This is a genomic window from Frankia sp. ACN1ag (assembly GCF_001414035.1).
Lineage (GTDB): Bacteria > Actinomycetota > Actinomycetes > Frankiales > Frankiaceae > Frankia > Frankia torreyi.
Genome location: NZ_LJPA01000004.1, coordinates 13,487 through 36,190 on the forward strand (window position 1 = coordinate 13,487; position 22,704 = coordinate 36,190).

A 22,704-nucleotide genomic window follows, 5' to 3' on the forward strand; every position below is an offset into this window, starting at 1 on the left:
AACGGCCACGGCAGGCACCGGGGGCGCTGGCGCACCGTCCCATGGTCGGCTGCGAGACTGGCGGGCGTGCAGACCCCGTCCTCAGCGCCCACCCCGTCCGGCCCACGTCCGATCCCGGCGGGACCAGCGAAGGACATCGACACCATCACGACGGCGACCCCGATCGTGCGCGTCGACGAGTCGGCGGATCTGCCCGACCGCACGATCGACGTGCTCATCGTCGGTGGCGGTCCGGCCGGCTGCGCGGCGGCGCTGGCGGCGCTGCGGGAACGCCCCGAGGCCAGCGTCGTCATCGCGGACGCCGCCGCGTTCCCCCGGGACAAGACGTGCGGCGACGGCATCGCCCCGCACGGCCTGGACGTGCTGCGCGACCTCGGCGTCACCGACGCCGTCGCCGGCTACCAGCCGGTCGACCGGATGCGGCTGCGCACGCCGGGGGGCGCCGAGGTGGCCACCCCGTCGGCTCGGGCCAGCTACGTGGTCCCCCGGGAGGTCTTCGACGCCCGTCTCGTGGCCGCGGCCCGTGCCCGCGGCGCCCACCTGGTGCGACGCCGGGTGCGGACCCTGGAGTTCGCCGACCGGCCGCGGCCCGACGGGCGGGGGCGCGAACCGGTCGTCGTCGTCAACGGCGCGCTGACGGCCCGGGTCGTCATCGGCGCGGACGGCGCGAACTCGGTTGTGCGACGCGGGCTGAACCTGGCGGCGAACCCGCCGGAAGCCATGGCGATCGCGGTGCGGGCGTATGCCGACCTCCCCGCCGACGAGCGTCCGCCCGAGCAGTTCATCCACATGACCGACGACGGCTGGCCGGCCTACGCGTGGTCGTTCCCGATCGGCGACGGCCGGGCGAACATCGGCTACGGCATGCTGCGCTCCCGCCTGACCGGCGGCGACGACGGGACGAGCGCGAAGACGGTCCTGCACCGCACCCTGGCCCGGATGCTGCCACAGACGCCGGCGGACCCGACCACGCTGCGGGCCCACCACCTGCCGCTGTCGACCCATCGGCCGCGCCAGCCCAACGGTCCGGTTCTCCTCGCCGGCGACGCCGCCTCGCTGATCAATCCCCTGACCGGAGAGGGCATCTACTACGCCCTGCTGTCCGGCTCCCTGGCCGGGCAGGCGGCGGTCGGGGCGGCGAACCCCGCCGGCGCCGGACGGCGATACCGACGCTCGCTCGACGCTGAGCTCGGTCGGCACCTGCGGCACACCGCGCTGCTCGCCGGGCTCGTCGGCCGGCGCCGCACGATGATGGACGCCGCGGTGCGGGCCGCCCGCACCCGCACCGAGCTCTACGACACCCTCGTCGAGATCGGGCTCGGCCGGGGCACGATCCCGGCCAGTTCCCTCACCCGGCTCGCCGTTCGACGCACCATGTCCGGACGGCGCTGACCGCAGCCGGCCCCACCCGGACCAGCCCCACCCGGACCGGCCCGACGCCGTCCGCGCCACCGCGGGACCGCCTTCCAGGCGGAGGAGGACGTCAAGGTCCCAGGTAGGGCACCGCGGAGGTAAGCATGATCACCGATGCCCCGAGCAGCACCAGGATCACGGTGTCGAACGCCCGCCCGCGCACGGCGAGCAGGCCGACCCGCCGCGTGGGCAGCGCAAGGCGGGCGAGTCCCGCCAGGGCCAGCACAGCCCCGACCACCAGCATTCCGCGGCGCCACCGGTCCTGGTAGACGAGCGTCAATCCGACCGCAACGCCAACCAGCACCGACGCGAACACCATCTCGCGCCGCAGCCAGCCGACGATGCCGGACCCGCCGGCTCCGGTCGCGCCGGCCACCGCAGGTGCGGTGGGCCCAGCAGTCGAACCGGGCTCCCCGAGTGCATCCGGCCCCAGGGGTGCACCGGGCCCAGCGAGAGCACCGGACCCCGCGAGGGCATCAGGCTCGACCGAAAAACCAGGCCCAGCATGGGCATCAGGCCTCGAGGCCACGGGTGCCACGAGCGGTCCACGGTCCGCGGAGGCGTCGGGTGGCCAGGCAGATGCGGGCAGCTCCGTCGGATCCGGCCCGGCTGCTCCCGCCGCACGCCGGGCGGACGGTCGCCGGTCCACAGCAGGACCCCGCGCCCCGAGTCTCGGACGGGTATCGACCTCACGGGCCGCCCTGCGTTGCTCCCCGCCGCGGCGCGGCCCGCCGCGCGCGACACGAGTGGACGCAGGGTCGGCCGGCACCGGCGGCACCGGCGGCACCGGCGGCACCGGCGGCACGGGTCGGTCGTCCCGGCGGCGCGGCTCGCGGTGGCGGTCAGCGTCGCCGCGGCTGCGATCGTCGGGGTACCACGGCTGCGGCCGGACGCGCGCCGATCGGTGCCCCGACACCGCACCCTGCCGACCGGGTCCCGCGCCGCCCCGCGCATCCCCCCGGCCCCCCTCCACGGGCCAGCCCCCCTCCACGGGCCAGCCCGCATCGCCGGGCCAATCCGCATCGCCGGGCCAGCCCGCATCGCCGGCCCAATCCGCATCGCCGGGCAAGCGGGCGCCGACGGGACGGCTCCGAGCGTCGTACGGGCCATCGGCCCCGGCCGGATCCTGCTCGGGCCAGTGCGGCCGGGCGGTCACGTCATGCTCGCCCTGGCCGGCGTCGGGCCGGGGCAGGTCCTCGGGCCGGGGCGGGTCGGGCCGGCGTGGCGCGTCGGTCACCCCCACCTCCGGCGCCGGTCAGCTTCGTTTTCGGACGGGCCTGCCGTGCTGATCGTGGCGATGCGCCGCCGTCACCGGCGGTCCCACCGCGACAGGACGGTGCAGAACACTCATCCAACCAGCACGACGGATCCTCAGGACACACGGTAGGCCGTGCCCCGGCCATCCACCCGCCACCCGCCGGATCTGAAGCGTCCAGATCGTCCAAAAGTCGCGTGTTACTGACCCCCAACCGGGGATCACTGGCCAAAGGATTGCCCCAGCGCCCCGGAGCCGGTCACCTGTGGTCGTGCGGGAGCCGGCGCGAGGGACGGGCGCGGGCAGGTCAGGGACGAGCGTGGATCGATGGAAGCGAGGTTGGACAGAAGTGGACGGGCCGAGTCTGCGGATCGAGATCACCGGCGAGGTCTTTTCTCTGCGCACCGAGGTCACGACGGTGGGGCGGGGGCCGGGCGTCGACGTGCCGCTCGCCGATTCCAGCGTCTCCCGGCTGCACGCCGAAATCGTGCGGCGGGGCCCGTATCTCTACGTCTGGGATCAGGGGCTGTCCCGCAACGGCACCCGGGTCAACGGTCAGCCCGTAGGCCGGCGGATCCTCCGCGACGGCGATGTCATCCGGTTCGGTGCGGCGGGCGTGCGCTTCCAGGATCGGCGTCCGCTGATCGAGTTCACCATCGAGGCGGGCAGCGGGGCGACGGCCCGGGACCGGACCGCCGAACTGCGCGTCCCCGACCCGCCCGATCTCACCCGCCGGGAATGGGACGTACTGCGCGCCCTGTCCCGCCCGGCCGGCGCGCCGGGTGCCTTCGTCATCCCGTCGTCGACTCGCGAGGTGGCCGAGGATCTCGTCGTCACCGAGGGAGCGGTCAAGCAACACCTGCTGCGGCTCTACCGCAAGTTCGACATCGCGCCGGGACCCAACCGGCGGGGACGGTTGGCGAACGAGGTGATGCGCCTCGGGATCGTTCGCCTGGACGTGGCGGAGCCGATGCAGCACTCCTGAGTTCCCCGAGCAGCAGGCGCCGGGGAGGCGGCCCTTATATCACAGGCGGGTATGCAAGCAGGTCATCACCCCATTCGGCCACATCGGGAACACAATGCTCAACACCCCCACCTGTGGGCGTCCCACGCGCTTAGGGCAGACTTCCGGCCGCGGTGCCCACTTGGAGGGAGTTCGACGTGGCAGACGAATCGCCTCACAGCAAGAAGCTTCAGGAACTGATGTTCAGAGCCTGGGAAACCTTCGGTGACGCCCGGCACCTGGACAGCGACGACAGGGTGTTCGTCNAGGCGCTGGCGCGGCAGACGGCCGATCGGATCTCGGTGCTGTACGGCGCGAGCTGGCGCGACGCCCTGGACTGGGTCGCGCAGCGCTACGTGCCCAACGGCGACCAGCCGGGCGGGACGGCGGCGGCGGCGAGCGCGCCGACGGCCACCACGGCGAACGGCAGCGCGAGCGGCCGGCGGGGCTCCGCCGCCGCGGAGGCGAACGCCGCGTCCTGAAGCGGTGGCACCGGGCGGCGCGACGCGCCGCTGGGCGGCGCCACCGACGAGTCATCCCGGGGCCCATCGGCGCCGGGATCTGATCCACGGCCGCCTGGTGCGCGGGTCCCCTCGGGGAGCGGGTGGTCCGCCGAGCACGGCACGGCGGCGGTCGCGTCCTCGAACCCGGCCGACGGCCGGCCAGGGCCGGACCCGCCGGGATCGCCTCACCCGACGGGCTCATTGCCTCCGCCGGCCGGACCGGACCCACCCGAGGCCGCGGACCCGGCGGTGGAGCGCGCCGGGCCGTCCCCGCACGGTGCTCCAGCCGCGCCCGAGCCGGCGCGCGCGGGTCCGGACGCCACCCGACGCCCGGACCCGTCGTCCGGCGCGCCGGAGGGGCCGGACGGGCCGGGGCCGCCGCCGGATCCCCCACCCGAACGGCCCGCCGACGCCCACGAACCACGGCCGGCGTCGGCGCCGAACGCGCCGGCTCCCCAGCCCCCGGGTCAAGCGGTCATCGAACCGGAGCATCCGCGGCCGGCGCCACCGGCGCGGTGGGCCCCCCGGCGGTTCCGTTGAACCTGCCCGCCGGCTTCCCCGTCGCCCCGTCGAGGGGCCCGGCGTCAGTGCGCGAAGTGGCGTACCCCGCTGAAGTAGAGCGTCACGCCGGCCTCCCGGGCAGCCGCGATGACGAGTTCGTCGCGCACCGATCCGCCCGGCTCGACCACGGCCCGAACTCCGGCCTCGGCGAGCACCTCGAACCCGTCCGGGAACGGGAAGTAGGCGTCGCTGGCCGCTACCGCGCCCTTGGCGCGGTCCGCCGCCCGGGTCACCGCGAGTCGTGCCGCGTCGACCCGGTTGACCTGTCCCATCCCGACGCCCACGGTNGCGCCGTCGCCGGCGAGCAGGATCGCGTTGGANTTGACCGCACGCACCGCGCGCCAGGCGAAGCGCAGGTCCGCCAGCAGCGCCTCGTCCGCGGGGGATCCCGCCTCCAACGTCCAGCCCGACGGCTCGTCGCCCGGTTCCTCGACCGCGTCCCGCGACTGCAGCAGCAGTCCGCCGCTGACCTGACGCAGCTCGATCCCGCGCTGATGCGGGGGCGCGGGGCACTCCAGCAGGCGGATCGACGGCTTGCGGGCGAGGATCTCCACGGCACCATCCTCGTAGGACGGCGCCACGACGACCTCGGTGAAGATCTCCGCTATCNGCTCGGCGAGCTCCACCGAGACCGGCCGGTTGGTGGCGATCACCCCGCCGAATGCGGAGACCGGGTCGCAGGCGTGCGCCTTGCGGTGGGCCTCGGCGATCGTCGCGCCGATCGCGATGCCACACGGGTTGGCGTGCTTGATCACGGCGACCGCTGGCTCGGCGAAGTCGTACACCGCGCGGCGGGCCGCGTCGGTGTCGGTGTAGTTGTTGTACGACATCTGCTTGCCGTGCAACTGGCGAGCCGTGGCGAGGCCTGGCTGCCCCTGGCCACCCGCCTCGACGTAGAGGGCGGCGCGCTGGTGCGGGTTCTCGCCGTAGCGCAGCACGTCCGAACGGTGCCACTGCGCGGACAGCACGTCGGGCCAGCCGGTCTCCCGGGCGACCTCGTCGGGGGCGACGACCCCGGCGAACCACGAGGACACCGCGACGTCGTAGGCGGCGGTGTGGGCGAACGCCTTCGCCGCGAGGCGGCGGCGGGCCGGCAGATCGTAGCCCGAACCGCGGACCGCCCCGGCCAGCTCCGCGTACTCGTCCGGCGAGACGACCACGGCGACCGACGCATGGTTCTTCGCCGCCGCGCGGATCATCGCCGGGCCACCGATGTCGATCTGCTCGATCGCCTCGTCCTCGCTCGCGCCGCCGGCCACCGTCGCGGCGAACGGGTAGAGGTTGACCACGACCAGATCGAACGGGGCGATGTCGAGTTCGGCCAGGACGGCCGCGTGCTCGGCGTTGCGCAGGTCCGCGAGCAGACCGGCATGGACGTGCGGGTGCAGCGTCTTGACCCGCCCGCCGAGCACCTCCGGAAAGCCGGTGACGGTGCTGACCGGGATGACCGCCAGCCCGTGGCGAGCCAGCACGTCCGCGGTCGACCCGGTGGAGACGACCTCGACGCCCGCGGCCAGGAAGGCCTCGGCGAGGACGTCAAGCCCGCTCTTGTCGTACACGCTGACGAGCGCCCGGCGCAGCGGCCGTCGCCCGGTGGGGATCACCTCAGCGGACTCGGATCCCCGGGCGGCGCCGCTTGCGCCCGCCGTGCCTTCGCCCGATGACGTCATGATTCCTCCTGGACGTGAGCTGAGCCTCTGCCGGTACCTGAACCTCGCACCGACGCGCGCAGGTCGGGGGCGCGCCGGTCCCCGGCCGGAACCGCCTGCGCGCTCCCCGACCGCACGATCTCGCCGATCGTCGCGACGAACAGTCCCCGCTCGACGCCCTGGATCCGGGCGCGAAGGGTCTGCTCGCTGTCGTCCGGCTCGACCGGAACCGGACGCTGGGCGATGATCGGCCCGGTGTCGACCCCCTCGTCGACCCAGTGCACCGTCACCCCGCTCACCTTCACCCCGGCGGCGAGCGCGTCGCGGACCGCGGAGGCGCCCGGGAAGGCGGGCAGCAGCGAGGGATGGGTATTGATGGTCCGGAACCGGCCGATCACCTGCCGACTGAGAATCTTCATGTAGCCCGCCAGGACGAGCAGATCGGGCTCGAACCCGGCGATCCGCTCGGCGGTCGCCGCGTTGAAGGCCTCCCGGTCGGGATGATCCTCGAGCCGGACGGTGAACACCGCGACGCCACTGCCTCGGGCCCGCCGCTCTGCCCCGGTGTCGTGGCGATCGGTGCCGACCGCCACGACGGTCGCGCCGAACTCGGGATCCGCGGTCGCGTCGAGAACCGCCTGCAGGGTGGTTCCCGCACCCGAGGCGAGTACGACGAGGCGANCAGACACTTCACCCTCCGTGACCAGAATGGGACGGCCCGATGGACCCGGGCCGGACGCCCCGAGCGACCGGAGCGTCGGCACGCCGCGGACGCCAGGGGGACGGGCCGCCACCGCGCGCTGACCGCCACCGCGCGACGCTCACGTCCCCGACCGCGGCGAAGGACGACGCGTCCGACTGTACTGACTGGACCACCTGCGCCGCACGGGACAGCCCAGGAGCACCCCGCCGCCGCGATCACGCCGCCGGTGCCCACCCCGTCACGAACTCGGCCAGCCGAGCCTCGATCGCCGTGGCGGACGGGATGTCGCGGCCCGCCGGGGCGGCCAGCGGCGCGGTCATGGACAGCAGCCCCGCCAGCCGGTCGTCGTCGTCCCCACCGGCGCCCGCCCCGCACGAGCAGCCAGCGATAGTCCGGTCGCCGGCGCTGTCCGCCCCCGGGTCGAGCTGGCCGAAGTCGGGCCCGTCGAGCAGGTCGCCGGGCCGGCACAGGTAAAGCTCGGCCAGCCGGGCCAGCACCGTGGCCGAGGGCGCCCGACCGCCCTTACCCGGCCAGCTCTCCCAGTACGACCAGGTCTTACCGGTCTTGGCCGGTCCCCGTTCCGGCCATCGTTCGTTCCACCGGCGCGCCGCCTCCTCCTGAGTCCAGCCATGGGCGAGACGGAACGCCACCAACGCACCGAGCCGATGACGAGCCTTGAGCCTGTGGGCGATGCGACGGTAGGACCAGCCGAGTGCCCGCAGGCGCCTGGCCTCGGCTCGGATGTGGGCGACCGCGACCGGCACGACGACCTCCGTAAGGATGATCCAACGCCGGCACACTAACCCACGCCACGGACATTTTCCGGCGACGATCCCGCCGCCCGACACCGGCCGACGCGGCTCACCGGGTGCGCCGCTTACCAGGTGCGCCGCTCACTGGGTGCGCCGCTCACTGGGTGCGCCGCTCACTGGGTGCGCCGCTCACTGGGTACGCCGCGACGGCCGCGCCGAGAGCCCGGACCCGGGCAGCGACATCCGGCGCCGCCAGAACGACGGCTCCGCGTCCTCGGCCAGGAACGGCCGCTCGGCGCGCCGGGCGGCCAGATCGATGCCGCCGAGCAGCAGCAGGCCGACGGCGGCGACCTCGCCCCCGGCGAGCAGCCCGCACACCCAGCCGGCGGTCGGCCCGTAGTGGCCGTCGACCCCGCCGACCCGCCCGATCGACGCCTGGATCGCCAGCCCGGTGAGCAGACCGCAGGTCACGCCCGCGAGCAGCACGGTCGCGAGCCGGTAGCGCGAGCGGCTCCCGGCGGTGGACCGGTGGACCATTGCCACGAGCACGATGCCCGCGACGATCGGCACCAGAGCCAGGACGACCCACCCGGGCCGCGGCAGCGCGTTCGGGGGCAGCGCCGCCAGCACCGGGAGGTCGGGCAGCTCGGCAGGATGGACCGCATCGACCCGGACCAGGCCGGGTCCGGTCCGGAAGCCGGGCCCCAGGGCGTAGGCCAGGCCCCACAGCACCAGGTTGGGGACGAGCGCGAGCTGCGTCGCCGCGAGCCCGATCCCACCGAGCACCCCGACGTCGAGCGCCCGCTCCGCCCCGGCCACCTCGGGCAGCGTGGCGGCGAGCACCAGGGCGACGCCGAAGGCGGCGATGGCGATGAGCGACGCGAACGCACCCGCCCCGCACAGCAGGGAACTGCGCAGCATCCCGGGCAGCGTGCGCCAGGCGGTCCGCAGCCGGTGGCGACCGGCGAGGGTGCCGAGCAGCGCGGCGGGCAGACCGAGCGCGATCGTGCCCAGCGCCGCGGACAGCAGGGTCGGCCGCGCCGGGCCGGAACGCACGACAAGCGCGACGAGCACGACGAACAACGTCTGCGCGCCGACAACGCCGACGATGTCGGCCATCACCGCCCCCCAGGGGACGCCAATGAGCGCGCCGCGCCGGCCCCGGTTGTCGGCCCCAACCGCCTCGCCGGAACCGCCCGTGCCGCCGGCACCGGAAGCCCGGCCCGTCGCCAGCGCCTGCCGGCCGGTCGGGTCACTGCCTGCGCCGGCCGCACCGCCGCCGGCGGCGTCCGGCGTCCGATCCGTCCCGTCCCAGGGGGATCCGGGCCCACCTGGCCGCCCCCAACCCGGTCGCCCCCAACCCGGTGGGCCCCAGCTCGACGGGCTCCAACCAGGGCGGCTCCGGCCCGCTCGACCTTCGCGGCCGCGGCCCTCGCCGCCCTCGCGCCCGCGGCCCTCGCCGCCCCGGCCTGGGCGCAGCAGTGCGGAACCGCTTGGCGCGGGGGCGGCCGCCGCCCGCCGGTGCGCGGCGCTGAGCGCCGCGGCCAGGGGGAACAGCGCCAGCCCGAGCGGCCGGAAGGAGATGACCCCGTCCGGCAGCCGCAGCGTCGTGCCGTGGGCGACAAGCCACAGGTCGGCCCCGACGCGCAGGGCCGCGGCGGGCCCGGTCGACGAGCCGGTGTCCGCACCCCACACGACCAGGACGATGAACTCGATGAAGACCAGTCCGGCCGCCGACGCGGCGATCGCCGCCGCCGCCGGCCGGCCAACCCGCTGCCACAACCGGTCGAGAAGCTGGCCGGCGGGGCCGGGACGGTGGGGGAAGGCGGGCACGTTAGGACGCTCGCACGCGGCTGCACGCCATCCCGGACAACACGCCGTCCGGATCCCGGAAATGCCGGGAACATCCCGAACGTCCGCGCCGCCCGGCGTCAGGCGGCGGGACGCCAGGCGCAGCGGCTAACGGTCCGCCGGCGGCTGCTGACCGTAGGCGCCCGGAGGCTGCGCCTGGCCATAACCAGGCTGCTGCTGAGGCTGCGGCGCCTGGGGCTGGGACTCCTGGTGCTGGGGCGCCTGAGGCTGGGGCGCCTGCGGCTGGGATGGCTGGCCATAACCAGGCTGCGGCTGGCCGTAGGCAGGCGGCTGGCCATAACCCGCAGGCGGCTGGCCGTAGCCCACGGGTGGCTGGCCATAACCCGCAGGCGGCTGGCCATAGCCACCCTGAGGCGCCTGGCCGTAGTTGCTGGTGGGCGGCGCACCGTAGCCGCTCTGCTGCGGCTGGCCATAACCACCCTGAGGCGGCTGCCCATAACCGACAGGAGGCTGGCCGTAGCCCTGCTGGGGCTGGCCATAACCGGGCTGGCCATAGCCGGGCTGGCCGTAACCGCCCGTCGGGGCGCCGTAGCCGGGCGTCGGCTGCTGGCCATAGGGCTGGCCGTAGGGAGGCTGGCCAGGAGGCGGCCAGGCACCGGGCACGCCAGGGCCACCCGGTCGGCCGCGGCCGGGGATGGTTGCACCGTTCGACAGCGCCGACAGGACACCGAAGACCGTCTGGGCGATGGCGGCGACGAGGGCGAGATAGAAGCCGTAGCTCGGCCCGGCATCCAGACCTTTCGCCACATCGGGGAACCTGATCCACCGGATGAGCAGGAGCAGGGCGGCGAACGCCGAGGCAGCCGGCAGAATCCACAGCGCCGACACCGGGCCGACATCCGGGATGCGGAGGTCGGCGAACAGGCGCGCCACGAGCAGACCGGCTACCGCGAGCACCAGCAGCACCGGGAACCACGAGTTGAACCCGAGCCCCCAGCCGTTCTCGTGCAACTCCGTGCTGCGGCCGAAGAACGCGTAGCTCACCGAGTACCACGGCAGGAAGCTCACGATGAACATGACCAGCCCGGAGGCGATCACGCCGATGTCGTTGGTCGCGACGCTACGACCGCCGATCTGTGCCACGACGGGAACCCCACTTCGTCAGGTCGGTCGGCACGACGACGCCGGTTCGCCCACGCACCGATGCAGGAGTCTTGCAGTCGTGGGGAGGTGAGGGAAGACATCCGCGTCCCTCACCTCCCCACGACCCACGACCCCTGGACCGTCTGGATGACGAGCCGCCGCGGGGCGCGGAGGCTCATCATCTAAACAGATCTACAACGACCGCATGATGTCAGCCATCAGGCGGGCGGTCTCGGACGGGGTCTTGCCCACCCGCACACCGGCCTTCTCGAGGGCTTCCTTCTTGGCCTGCGCGGTTCCGGACGAGCCGGACACGATGGCGCCGGCGTGGCCCATCGTCTTGCCCTCCGGCGCGGTGAAGCCGGCGACGTAGCCGACGACCGGCTTCGTCACGTGCGCCTCGATGTGGGCCGCGGCCCGCTCCTCGGCGTCGCCGCCGATCTCACCGATCATCACGATCGCGTCGGTGCCCGGGTCTGCCTGGAAGGCGTCGAGGGCGTCGATGTGGGTGGTGCCGATGACCGGGTCGCCACCGATNCCGACGCAGGTGGAGAAGCCGAACTCGCGCAGCTCGTACATCATCTGGTAGGTCAGCGTGCCGCTCTTGCTGACGAGGCCGATGCGGCCGCCGGGGGTGATGTCCGCCGGGATGATGCCGGCGTTGGACAGGCCGGGGCTGGCGATGCCCGGGCAGTTCGGCCCGATGATCCGGGTGGTGCCCTTGGACTGGCAGTACGCCCAGAACTCGGTCGTGTCGTGGACCGGCACACCCTCGGTGATGACCACCGCGAGCNGGATGGCCGCGTCGATCGCCTCGATCGCCGCGTCCTTGGTGAACTTCGGCGGAACGAAGATCACCGATACGTTCGCGCCGGCCTGCTCGATCGCGTCCGCGACGGAGCCGAACACCGGCACGCCCTCGACCTGCTGGCCGACCTTGCGCGGGTTCACCCCGGCCACGACGTTCGTGCCCGCGGCGAGCATCCGCTTGGTGTGCTTGGTGCCCTCCGAGCCGGTGATGCCCTGCACCACGACCCGGCTGTTCTCGTCAAGCCAGATAGCCATCGGTTCGCAATCCCTTCGCCCTGGTCAGGCCGCGGCCGCGGCGAGCTCGGCGGCGAGCTTCGCCGCGCCGTCCATCGTGTCGACCGGCTTGACCACCGGGAGGTTCGCCTCGGAGAGGATGCGACGACCCTCCTCGGCGTTGTTGCCGTCGAGGCGCACCACCAGCGGGGTGGTGACGTCACCGACGATCTTCAGCGCCTGCACGATGCCGTTGGCCACGGCGTCGCACGAGGTGATGCCGCCGAAGATGTTGACGAAGACACTCTTGACCGACGGGTCGCCGAGGATGATCGACAGGCCGTTCGCCATCACCTCGGCCGAGGCGCCGCCGCCGATGTCGAGGAAGTTCGCCGGGCGCTTGCCGCCGAACTCCTCGCCGGCGTAGGTCACCACGTCCAGCGTCGACATGACCAGGCCGGCACCGTTTCCGATGATCCCGACCTCGCCCTCGAGCTTGACGTAGTTGAGGCCCTTCTCCTTGGCCTTCTGCTCGAGCGGATCCACCGCGGAGACGTCGACGAACGCGGCGTTCTCCGGGTGCCGGAAATCAGCGTTCTCGTCGAGGCTGACCTTGCCGTCGAGTGCGACGACACGGCCGTCGGCGGTGAGGATGAGCGGGTTCACCTCGACCAGCGTCGCGTCGGACTTCACGAAGACGGTCCACAGCTTCGCCAGCAGCTCGGCGGCCCCGTCCAGCGCGGACTCGGGCAGCTTGGCGGCGACCGCGATCTCGCGAGCCTTCGCCGCGTCGACGCCGGTCAGCGGGTCGATCGCGATGCGGGCCAGCGCGTCCGGGTTGGTCGCGGCCACCTCCTCGATCTCCATGCCGCCCTCACGGGAGGCCATGGCAAGGAAGGTCCGGTTCGCCCGGTCCAGCAGGAAGGAGGCGTAGTACTCCTCCGCGATGTTGCTGGCCTCCTCGACGAGCACCGAATGGACCGTGTGGCCCTTGATGTCCATCCCGAGGATCGCCGTCGCCTTCGCGAAGGCGTCATCCGGCCCATCGGCCACCTTGACACCGCCGGCCTTGCCTCGGCCGCCGGCCTTGACCTGCGCCTTGACGACCACCTTGCCACCGAGTTCGGTGGCGATCGCGCGCGCCTCCTCAGGGGTGGTCGCCGTCTTCCCGGTGGGCACCGGAACGCCATGTTCGGCGAACAGCTTCTTCGCCTGGTATTCGAAGAGATCCACGGTCCGTCCAGTCGGATGCGGTCGTACGGGTTGGGTTACGTAGGGGGGCACAGAACGCCTGCGAGCCTACTGACGAGGCGGTTACGGCGCGCGTCACGCGGAGTGCCCCCGTGCGCAGCCGCCGGCGGCGACGAGCCGGGCGACACAGGGGCCGGCCGGTGCCGCCAATGGTGCCATCGCCCGGGCCCGGCCGGCCGGGTGCCCACGTCAGGCCCATCGATACAGGACAAATGAGGTGCACATCGCGCCCCGAGCGGCGCCGGCACGTCGCGCGGGGCCGGATCGCGCGTACGAGAAAAGACGCTGAGCGTGACCACCGCACGCGGCACCGCGAGCTGCCGTGGCCGAGGTCACGGAGTTGACCATCGGATATATGTCAGAAATCACACGGGAACAACACCGATCGTGGTCGACCTTCTGGCTGTTCCCGCCGGCTCGGCACGGAATTCACCGCACCGCGAGGACGATCAGCAGGCTGACGACCGTCAGCCCGATTCCGGTCCAACCCAGCGCGATCCCGAGGGCGGCGAGCCGCCGCCCCCGCTGGTTGTGCCGCCGAATCTGAGCCTGGGCCACCGAGCCGACCACGATCGCGGCAACGCTGCCCAGCCCGAAAAGCCAACCCAATGCCAGGACAACCGACAGCAGCGCCCGGCCGTTGAGGCCGTGTTCCACCGGGGTGGTGGGCGGGAACCGCCGAGCGTCCGGGCCCTCCCCGTCCCCGCCACCACCCACCGTCACGGGAAGGCGACGCCCGCGACCGCCCGGCGCCGCGACGGTCCCGCCCGGCGCGGCCGCCCGGCGCGGCGGCAGAGCGGGCAGCGGTGGGGCGGGCAGCGGCGCATATGCCGGGCGAGCCGACGACGCCCGGCTCGACGACGCCGGGGTCGACGGCGCCGGGGCCGAGGAGGGAGCCGAACTCGCGGGCCTGATCCACACCTGGAACTCCGACGGATCCGGCGGCCTCGCCGGCGGGGTCGGGTCCGGCGGCCGGATGGTGTCCTCCGCCTGGTCCGCCCGCGGCCGCGGGCGCGTCTCGCGAGACGCGGGCCAGGCGCCCCGATCCGGTGCCCGACTCTCCCCCGGGCCAGGACCGTCCGGGCGCGATCCGGGACGGATCTCGGGTGGCGCGGGACGGATCTCCTGGGGCGCGGGACGAGCCGGGAGTTCCCCGGGCCGCCCCGCACCCGCGGCGCGCGGGTCAGGCCGAGGTTCACGCCGGGGCCGGACGGGCGCCCGCGAGTCCGGTTCGTCGATGTCGTAGGTCCAGGGCGAGACGACCGGTTGGGATCCGGCGGGCGTCGAGGGCCCAGGGGGGACCCTGCCGGCCGGAGGGCTCGGGGTCGACGGCACAGAGGACGACGGCACAGAGGACGAGGGCGCGGAGGACGACGGCGGCAGTGGCGAGGGCGGCAGCGGGGTCAGCCGGGAGGCCGGCAACGGCGGTGGCGGCGGGATCGTCGGCGGCGGCGAGACGGCGGGCCGGAACGCGGACGCGGGCGGCGGCGGGCCGACCGGCCAGGGACCTGAGGCGGGTGGCGGCCCCTGGACGGCGGGCGACCAACCACCCGCGATGGACGGTCGGCCGTCGCCCGACGCGGCGGGGTCGGGCCGCCCGTCCCCCTCGGGCCCGTCGGCGGCACGCTCGCGGTCCCCGCCGGTCCACTCGCCGACGGGCAGGACGGTAAGACCCTCGCTCGCCGCCCGGGCCGTGCCGGTCCAGGTGCGTTCGAGGAAGTCACCCGCGACGGCATCGGCCTCGGTCACCCCCTGGACCTCCCGGCCGACCAGCGAGGCAAGCAGGGCGGAGGCGGTCGGCCGCTGCCGGGGGATCTTGGAAAGGGCCCCGGCCACCGACGTGAGCAGGTAGGCAGGCAGTGCGTCGAGGTCCGGGGTGTCCCGTTGTACGCGCAGGGCGAGCTTGTCCGGTGTCTCGGCGTGGAAGGGGTGGCGGCCGGTCGCCGCGTAGGTCACGCAGCTCGCCCACGCGAAGATGTCCGCCGAGGAGTCCGACGCATCCCCGCGCATCTGCTCGGGCGACATCCACGCCAGGGTCCCGATCACGTGCCCGGTGCGGGTCAGCGTGCTGCTGTCGCTGATGTGGGCGACACCGAAATCGATCACCTTCGGCCCGTCCCACGCCAGCAGGATGTTCGACGGCTTCAGATCACGGTGCACGACGCCCGCGGCATGGATGGCGACCAGCGCGTCGGCCAACCCGACCGCGAGGCCGCGGACGAGGTGGTTCTCCAGCCGGCCGCGGGCCCGGACCGCCTCGGCCAGGCTGATGCCCTCGACGTACTCGGTGACCATCCACGGTGCCGGGGCGTCGGTGTCTGCGTCGAGCACGGCGGCGACCGCGTTGCCCCGCACCCGCAGCGCCGCATGCACCTCGCGCTCGAACCTGCTGCGGAACTCGGCGTCCTCGGCGAGCTCCTCGGCGGCCACCTTCACCGCGACCGGATGTTGTTCCGGGGTGAAGCCGAGATAGACGGTCCCCATCCCCCCGGCGCCGATGCGGTTCTGCAGGCGGTACGGGCCGATCTGGCGGGGGTCGTCCTCCAGCAGCGGTGTGAGCATCCTTCTCCTCACTCCACTGATCTCGCGGGTACTGATCTCGCGGGTACTGATCTCGCGGGTACTGATCTCGCGGGTGTGGTGCGGGCACCCACCCGCTCAGGGGGCTGTGAACGAAAGGGTATGTCGCTGACTGCCGTGAAGCAGACTGCACGGTAGGTCACAGATGTCCCTTCCCTTCTGGCGTCGGGAGACATCCGAGCATCGCCCGGGGTGCGGCCAGTGAGCGTCCCGATGCGGCGTGTCCTGCAACACCGCCTCCGCCCGGGCCACCGCTCCGGCCGTTGCCGGCCCCAAGATGCGGAGATGGACAGTGACAGCCGACCGGGGCGGCAGACGTCCGCCGACTGGCGGGCAGACCTGCTCGCCGGCATCACGTTGAGGCCGGCGGCGGCCCCCGCGGTCAACCGTCTCGGCTGGCCGGACTACGACGGACGGCCGGCGCTTAGGTGGGGTGCCGGCCCGATCGCGGGAGTGCCGGCGGTCGCGGCGGTCTGGGACTTCGCCGTCCACGGCGGCAGCTTCGGCGAGGCGGACGCCGCCGGCTTCGCCGAGGCTGCGGCCGCGGCGGTCGCGAGCCGCCGGCCGCTGGTGTCGTTCCTGCGCAGCGGCGGTACCCGGTTGCAGGAGGGCGTCGCCGGGCTCGTCGGGCTGCCCCGCGCGGCCCTCGCGCTCGCGACGCTCGATGCGGCCGGGGTCGGCCACGTGGCCATCGCCGACCAGCCGACGACCGGCGGAGTCTGGGTCACCATCGGCTCGCGCTGTGACCTGCGCTGCGCGGTCGGCGGGGCGACGGTCGGCTTCGCCGGTCCCCGCGTGGTCGCGGCGACGACCGGGGCGCCGCCGCCCGCCGGCAGCCACACCGCGGCGTCCGCCTTCGCCGCCGGCCTCGTCGACGCCGCGCCCGCACCCGACGGCGTCACCGACTGGCTGCACCGGGCATTGATCGCGCTGACCCCGCCGAGCCCGATCGAGCCGGCGGCACGGGCGAGTCCGCCGAGGCCGTCGATGCCGTCGAGGCCGCTGGCGCCGCCGGTACGCACGGTGCGGGCCGATCTGCCGGCGGGTTTCGAGAAGGTGGCCGCTCGCTCCGGCTGGGAACAGGTGGTGGCGGCCCGGACCGGCGAGCGTGCGGACGGTGCGACGGTGCTGCGCGCGCTGCTGCCCGACGGGGTCGATCTCGTCGGGCCCGATTCGCTGGTCGGTGCCCGCATCGGTGCCCTGCTCGGTGCCGGGACCGCGCCGCACGGCGGTGGCGGGACCGCCCCGCACGGCGGTGGCGGGATCCGCGCGGTGGTCGTTGCGGTCGGGGCCCGGCGCGGCAGCGCGCCGGGCCCGGCGGGGTACCGGCTGCTTGCCCGGGCCGCCCGGCTGGCGGGCAAGCTCGGGGTCGGGCTGGTGACGCTCGTCGACACCCCGGGCGCGGCCGGCGGCGCGCACGCCGAGTCCGCCGGGATCGCCGCGGCGATCGGGGACGCGATGGCGGCGGTCCTGGCCTGCCCCTCCCCGACCGTGTCTGTGGTGCTCGGCGAAGGCGGGTCGGGCGGCGCCCTCGCCGCAACAGTCACCGATATGGTCGCCATGACTCCGAACAGTTACTTCACGGCGCTCTCACCGGAAGGCGCCGCGACGACCCTGCGCATCCCGGTCGAGCAGGCGGCGGACCGGGCGGGGCTGCGCCCGACGGATCTGCACCGGCTCGGTTTCGCCGACTGCCTGCTGCCCGCGACCACCTCGGATCAGGTGGCGCAGGCGGCCGCGGGGCTGCTCGCCGAGCTCTCCTGGCAGGACCCGACACAGCGGCGGGAGTGGCGCCAGCAGCGATGGTCGACAGAACTACGTGACAGTCTGTAATCTTTTTGCGTTTCTCGATCCGGTCCCGGCGAGATCGGGCGAACGCGCACGGGTCCACCCCGCGACGGCGTGACGGCGCGACCAAGGAGGGTGATCGGCCATCGGCGAGCCGCTACCACCAGCACCCAGGCAGGCACCGACCCGCCGCGCGCTCGTCGCGGGTCTACGCGCCACCGGGGACAGCGCCCGCGGACTCGCCGTCGAGACCGCCTGGATCGCCGCTCATCTGGCCCTCTACCCGGCGAGCGCGCTGCGCCGCCAGCCGGACCGAGACGACGAACCGTACTCCCTCGACGGTCTGCCGCCGTTGCAGCGCGGCCTGCTGGTGCGCGCGCCCGATGCGGCCGGGACGCCGATCCTGCTGGTCCACGGGCTGGTCGACAATCGATCGGTCTTCGTCCGCCTGCACCATCAGCTACGCCGGCGGGGCTTTCGCCGGGTGCGGGCGGTCGAGCTGCCCCTGTGGACCACCACCGTCGAGGAGGGAGCCCGGGTGCTCGCCGATGCGGTGGCGGCCGCGGCGGGCGACGGCGGCCGCGTACACATCGTCGCCCACTCCCTGGGCGGCCTGGTGGCCCGCTACCACGTCCAGCGGATGGGCGGCGACCGGCAGGTCGACACGCTGATCACCCTCGCCACCCCGCACGGCGGCACCCGGCTGGCCGAGCTCGTACCCCGAGCGCTGCCCTATCCCCTGCTCGCCCAGTTACGGCCGGGCTCGCCGCTGCTGGTCGAGCTCGACCGCCCAGCGCCGGGGTGCCGGACGCGGTTCGTCGCGGTCGCCGCCGGGCGGGACACGGTGGTCCGCCCGGCCCAGGCCGCGCTTAACCATCCGGACCTGGACGCGGTGAACGTCACCGTCCCCGGGCTCGGTCATCACTCGCTGGCGTTCAACGGGGCGGTGACGCGCCGGGTTGCCGGGTGGCTGGCCGGGACGACGGCGCCGGAGCGGTCGGAGCTTCTCGACCGGGACTCAGAGCTTCTCGACCGGGGCGTAACGCAACAGCAGACGCTTGGTCCCGGCGTCCGCGCCGAAATCGATCGTCGCCTCGGCCGAATCCCCCACCCCGCCGGTGGCGACGACGACGCCGAGGCCGAAGCTGTCGTGGGTCACCCGGTCGCCCTGGCGCAGCTCCAGCACGGGCCGCGCCGAGGGGCGGCCGCGGCCGGCGAACGGTGAGTTCGGCAGCGCCTTGCGGGCCGGTGTGCCCCCGCCGCCCGCACGGCCGCCGCCCTGCCCGGCCGTGCCCGACCCGAACCCGCCCGACCCGAACCCGCCGGTGCCGGAGCCGCCCCAGGGCCGGGCGGCCGGCTCCGGCGCCGCCTCGACGAGACGGCGCCAGTCGACCAGCGCGTCGGGCACCTCGCCGAGGAACCTCGACGGTGGGTTGTACGCCGGCTGCCCCCAGGCGCTACGGACGACCGAGCGGGTCAGGTACAGCCGGGAGCGGGCCCGGGTGACCCCCACGTAGGCCAGCCGGCGCTCCTCCTCCAACTGGGTGGGGTCGCCCAGGGTCCGCAGATGCGGGAAGACGCCGTCCTCCAGGCCGGTGAGGAAGACGACGGGGAACTCCAGGCCCTTGGCGCTGTGCAGGGTCATGAGGGTGACGACGCCGTCGGAGCCGTCGTCGGTGGGGACCTGGTCGGCGTCGGCGACCAGCGAGACCTGCTCGAGGAACTCGGCGAGGGTGCCCTCCGGATTGCGCTCGGTGAACTCCTGGACGACGCCGACCAGCTCCTGCAGGTTCTCCACCCGCCCCTGGGCCTCGACCGTGTCCTCCGCGAGAAGCTCGGACAGGTAGCCGGTGCGTTCGAGGACCGCCTCGACGACGACCACCGGTCCGTCCGCCTCGATCGCGCGTAGCTCGGCGAGCAACGCCGCGAACTCGCGCACGGCCTTCGCCGAGCGGGTGGCGATCCCCGGCACCTCGCCGACGCGCTCCAGCGCCGCAGCGAACCCGATCCGCTCGACCTCGGCGAAGCCGGCGAGCGCCGCCTCGGCACGGTCCCCGATGCCGCGCCGCGGCACGTTGAGGATGCGGCGCAGGTTCACCGTGTCGTTCGGGTTGGCCAGCACCCGCAGGTAGGCGAGCAGGTCGCGGATCTCGCGACGCTCGTAGAAGCGCACCCCGCCGACGACCCGGTAGGGCAGCCCGACCCGGACGAAGATCTCCTCGAAGACCCGGCTCTGCGCGTTGGTCCGGTAGAACACCGCGACGTCCGCGGGCCGGGCCAGCCCCGCGTCGGTGAGCCGGTCGACCTCCTCGGCGACGAAGGCGGCCTCGTCGTGCTCGTTGTCGGCGACGAAGCCGACGATCTTCTCCCCGTCCCCCGCGTCGGACCACAGCCGCTTCGCCTTGCGCTGGTTGTTGCGCGCGATCACCGCGTTCGCAGCGGACAGGATGGTCTGGGTGGAGCGGTAGTTCTGCTCCAGCAGGATCACCGCGGCGTCGGGGAAGTCCTCCTCGAACTCCACGATGTTGCGGATGTTCGCCCCGCGGAAGGCGTAGATCGACTGATCGGCGTCACCGACGACGCAGAGCTCCGCGGGCGGCACGGCGCCCGACGCCCACGTGACGGTCGAGACCGGCGGGTCCGCCGACGCCCCCGACCCCGGCACGTCGGCCTCACCGTGCGCGGGCTGGCCGACGAGTTCCCGCACCAGGACGTACTGGGCGTGGTTGGTGTCCTGGTACTCGTCCACCAGCACGTGCCGGAACCGGCGCCGGTAGTGCTCGGCGACGTCGGGGAACGCCTGGAGCAGATTGACCGTCATCATGATCAGGTCGTCGAAGTCGAGCGCGTTGGCCTGGGCCAGCCGCTGCTGGTAGGCGGCGTAGACCTCGGCGACGGTGCGCTCCTGGTGGCTGCTCGCCCGGTCCCGGGCGGCCTCCCAGTCGATCAGCTCGTTCTTCAGGTTGCTGATCTGCGCGGCCAGCCCGCGTGCCGGGTGCCGCTTCGGGTCGAGGTCGAGATCCCGGGTGACCAGCGTAATCAGCCGCTGCGCGTCCGCGGCGTCGTAGATGGAGAAGGAGGACCCGTAGCCGAGCCGCTTCGCCTCTGACCGCAGGATGCGCACACAGGCCGAATGGAACGTGCTGACCCACATCGCCCGCGCCCGCGGGCCCACCAGCGCGCCGACCCGCTCCCGCATCTCGGCCGCGGCCTTGTTCGTGAACGTGATCGCCAGGATCTCCCCGGGCCGGACGCCCCGGGCCGCCAGCAGGTAGGCGATGCGATGAGCCAGCACCCGGGTCTTGCCGGAGCCCGCGCCCGCCACGACCAGCAACGGCGCGCCGATGTGCACCACGGCGGCCCGCTGCTGCGGGTTGAGCCCGTCGAGCAGGCCTTCGGCGTCGAGCCGGGGTGCCCCGCCGCCCGCGTCGCCACCCGCGGGCGAGGCGAGCACCGCCGGGCCGAACAGGTCGTAGGGCACGCCGCCGCCGACACCCGCGGCCGACTCGCCGAAGGCGCGGGGGGACTCACCGAACAGAGTGCTCATCAGACCTCGATCATACGTTCGACGCCGGACTGGTCGGAGCCGGGCTCGCCGGGGATGTGCCGCCTCCCGGACGGGCCGGGCGGCGGCCTGCCGCGGGGCGGCCCGTCGCGAAGTGCCACCCGGCCGCGACGTCACCGACCCACGTATCGCCACCTTATGGTCACCTCGGCCGCCCACCGCCCGGCGGGCCGGCTCAGGCCGTGGTCCGCAGCTCGCCGACGTCGTCGGTCGCGACCGCGGCCAGCGACTTGACTCGGCTGGCCACCCCGGGATCGATGTTGCCTCCCGACAGGATCGCCACGGTCGGCCCCTGGGCGAGGCCGCCGTGGCGCAGCAGCGCCGCGATCGGCGCGGCTCCGGCCGGCTCCACCGCGAGGCCGGCCCGCCGCAGCAGCACCATCGCCTCCCAGAAGGCGGCCTCGTCCACGGTCACCACCTCGTCGACCAGCCTGGTGGCGAGCGCGAAGGTCAGCGCGCCCGGTTCGCTCACCGCCATACCGTCGGCGATCGTGCGGGGCCTCGCCGCCGAGCGGGGCAGCATCGGCCGCCCTGACAGCCGGCTGCCGGGGATGACCGGGATGACCCGGCCGCGAGCCGCGGCGCCCGGCACATCGGTGACCGGCAGATCGGCAGTCAGCGGGACGGCGCCCGGCAGATCGGCGCCCACCACCGCGGTAAGCCGCCGACCGGCTCGCAGCGATATGGCGAAGGCGGGGGCCAGCACCGACTGCACCCCGATCACGCGCACCCCGGGTCGGCGGGCCCGCAGTGCCGCGGCAACCCCGCTGACGAGCCCGCCGCCGCCCACGCCGACCAGGACGGTGCCCAGGTCCGGCACCTGGTCCAGCAGCTCGAGGCCGATCGTGCCCTGCCCAGCCACCACAGCCGGGTCGTCGAAGGGATGCACGAGCAGGCGCCCGCCGCGAGCGGCGAAGTCGGCGGCCGCCGCGAGCGCGGCCTCCACGCCTCCAGGCACCTCCTCGACCCGCGCGCCCCACCGGCGGGTCCGGGCGACCTTGACGGGGTTCGCCCCCGCCGGCACGAAGATCGTCGCCGGGACGCCGAAGGCGGCCGCCGCGAACGCCACCCCCTGGGCGTGGTTGCCGGCACTGGCCGCGACGACCCCTCGGGCACGCGCCGCCGGGTCCGCGGTCGCCACTCGGTGGTAGGCGCCACGCAGTTTGAACGAGCCGGTGTGCTGCTCGTGCTCGCACTTGAACCACACGGGCGTGCCAAGCGCGGCCGACAGGCCGGGATCATGCACGACCCGGGTGCGCCGCGCCACGCCGTCGAGCACCCCGGCCGCCGCCTCGATGGCCGAGACACTCAGATCCGCCGCGGCACCCGGATCCGCCGCGGCACCCGGATCCGCCGCGGCACCCGGATCCGCCGCGGCACCTGGGTCCGCCTCAATGCTCAGGTCCGCCTCGCCAGGCCCGGGGTCACCGCCCCCGGGCGTGGGTTGGTCGTCTGCGGCTGGTGCGGTCATGATGCCTCTCCCGGCGGCTGTGCGGCCACCTCGCCGTGACCGCGGCAACAAAAAAGCCCCCCGCCGAGCAGGCGGAAGGCATGGCGCGCGGACCCGGAGCTCGGGTGCGCGCCTAAGTAATGGCCATCTTGTGCACGGTCACGATTCCCAGCGTGCTCCGGACTTGCCGGGACGTCAAACCGGGGGCGCCCGGCGGCGGTCAGGCCGCCGGGCCGGCCCCCTGCCGGCGAGC

General features: G+C 74.1%; 12 protein-coding genes and 8 pseudogenes. 5 read left to right on the forward strand and 15 right to left on the reverse strand.

The features are described 5' to 3' along the window. Positions 1-66: 66 nt before the first annotated feature. Positions 67-1,392, forward strand: coding sequence for an NAD(P)/FAD-dependent oxidoreductase (locus UK82_RS04030; protein WP_052680997.1), 1,326 nt, complete (start codon positions 67-69; stop codon positions 1,390-1,392). A 91-nt stretch (positions 1,393-1,483) separates the two neighbouring features. Here the strand turns inward: UK82_RS04030 and UK82_RS04035 are convergent, their stop codons facing one another. Then, entirely contained in the window at positions 1,484-1,789 is a 306-nt protein-coding gene (locus UK82_RS04035; RefSeq protein ID WP_055406375.1) for a DUF3017 domain-containing protein, read from the reverse strand. 1,228 nt (positions 1,790-3,017) lie between these two features. On the opposite strand from UK82_RS04035, the gene UK82_RS04045 reads away from it, so the two are divergent. Beyond that, a complete protein-coding gene (locus tag UK82_RS04045; RefSeq protein WP_044884248.1) occupies positions 3,018-3,653 on the forward strand; it encodes an FHA domain-containing protein in 636 nt (211 codons plus the stop codon). Between the two features lie 285 nt (positions 3,654-3,938). After that, positions 3,939-4,153 (forward strand): annotated as a pseudogene (locus tag UK82_RS04050) (hypothetical protein); the annotation flags it as partial. 605 nt (positions 4,154-4,758) lie between these two features. On the opposite strand, the pseudogene purH (UK82_RS35515) reads toward UK82_RS04050, so the two are convergent. The 12 genes and pseudogenes from purH (UK82_RS35515) to UK82_RS04090 all read right to left on the reverse strand — a co-directional run. Further along, positions 4,759-5,022: pseudogene (purH, locus tag UK82_RS35515) on the reverse strand (bifunctional phosphoribosylaminoimidazolecarboxamide formyltransferase/IMP cyclohydrolase); the annotation flags it as partial. Between the two features lie 34 nt (positions 5,023-5,056). Further along, positions 5,057-5,344, reverse strand: a pseudogene (gene purH / locus UK82_RS35525) (bifunctional phosphoribosylaminoimidazolecarboxamide formyltransferase/IMP cyclohydrolase); the annotation flags it as partial. Position 5,345: 1 nt separating this feature from the next. Then, positions 5,346-6,405, reverse strand: a pseudogene (gene purH / locus UK82_RS35530) (bifunctional phosphoribosylaminoimidazolecarboxamide formyltransferase/IMP cyclohydrolase); the annotation flags it as partial. Further along, on the reverse strand, positions 6,402-7,065 hold a 664-nt coding region (gene purN, locus UK82_RS04060; RefSeq protein ID WP_396230449.1), incomplete at its 5' end, for a phosphoribosylglycinamide formyltransferase. The pseudogene purH (UK82_RS35530) and the gene purN, both read right to left, overlap by 4 nt. 237 nt (positions 7,066-7,302) lie before the next feature. Further along, positions 7,303-7,851 carry a helix-turn-helix domain-containing protein gene (locus UK82_RS04065; RefSeq protein WP_055406510.1) on the reverse strand — a complete coding sequence of 183 codons (549 nt, stop codon included), beginning with the start codon at positions 7,849-7,851 and terminating at the stop codon, positions 7,303-7,305. A gap of 177 nt (positions 7,852-8,028) precedes the next feature. Beyond that, positions 8,029-9,672: a DUF6350 family protein gene (locus tag UK82_RS04070; protein WP_055406384.1), complete on the reverse strand. Its 1,644-nt coding sequence runs from the start codon at positions 9,670-9,672 to the stop codon at positions 8,029-8,031. Positions 9,673-9,798: 126 nt separating this feature from the next. Then, a complete protein-coding gene (locus tag UK82_RS04075; RefSeq protein WP_055406386.1) occupies positions 9,799-10,794 on the reverse strand; it encodes a hypothetical protein in 996 nt (331 codons plus the stop codon). Positions 10,795-10,986: 192 nt separating this feature from the next. Next, positions 10,987-11,331 (reverse strand): annotated as a pseudogene (locus UK82_RS35535) (succinate--CoA ligase subunit alpha); the annotation flags it as partial. A gap of 1 nt (position 11,332) precedes the next feature. Then, positions 11,333-11,587 (reverse strand): annotated as a pseudogene (locus UK82_RS35540) (succinate--CoA ligase subunit alpha); the annotation flags it as partial. A gap of 1 nt (position 11,588) precedes the next feature. Beyond that, positions 11,589-11,859: pseudogene (locus UK82_RS35545) on the reverse strand (succinate--CoA ligase subunit alpha); the annotation flags it as partial. 24 nt (positions 11,860-11,883) lie between these two features. Further along, positions 11,884-13,050 (reverse strand): ADP-forming succinate--CoA ligase subunit beta, encoded by a 1,167-nt coding sequence (sucC, locus tag UK82_RS04085; protein WP_044884241.1) that lies wholly within the window; start codon positions 13,048-13,050, stop codon positions 11,884-11,886. Between the two features lie 447 nt (positions 13,051-13,497). Continuing rightward, a complete protein-coding gene (locus UK82_RS04090; RefSeq protein WP_055406390.1) occupies positions 13,498-15,630 on the reverse strand; it encodes a protein kinase domain-containing protein in 2,133 nt (710 codons plus the stop codon). Between the two features lie 303 nt (positions 15,631-15,933). Between UK82_RS04090 and UK82_RS04095 the strand changes: the two genes are divergently transcribed. Both UK82_RS04095 and UK82_RS42305 read left to right on the forward strand, forming a co-directional pair. Further along, on the forward strand, positions 15,934-17,481 hold the full coding sequence (locus UK82_RS04095) for a carboxyl transferase domain-containing protein (RefSeq protein WP_055406391.1): 1,548 nt from the start codon (positions 15,934-15,936) through the stop codon (positions 17,479-17,481). A 325-nt stretch (positions 17,482-17,806) separates the two neighbouring features. Continuing rightward, positions 17,807-18,151 (forward strand): annotated as a pseudogene (locus UK82_RS42305) (esterase/lipase family protein); the annotation flags it as partial. Between the two features lie 303 nt (positions 18,152-18,454). Here the strand turns inward: UK82_RS42305 and pcrA are convergent. Together pcrA and UK82_RS04110 are read right to left on the reverse strand one after the other, a co-directional pair. Continuing rightward, on the reverse strand, positions 18,455-20,983 hold the full coding sequence (gene pcrA / locus UK82_RS04105; RefSeq protein WP_055406395.1) for a DNA helicase PcrA: 2,529 nt from the start codon (positions 20,981-20,983) through the stop codon (positions 18,455-18,457). A gap of 193 nt (positions 20,984-21,176) precedes the next feature. Continuing rightward, the gene (locus UK82_RS04110; protein WP_083507056.1) at positions 21,177-22,472 is read right to left on the reverse strand and encodes a threonine/serine dehydratase; all 1,296 of its coding nucleotides are present in this window, start codon (positions 22,470-22,472) and stop codon (positions 21,177-21,179) included. Positions 22,473-22,704: the final 232 nt, after the last annotated feature.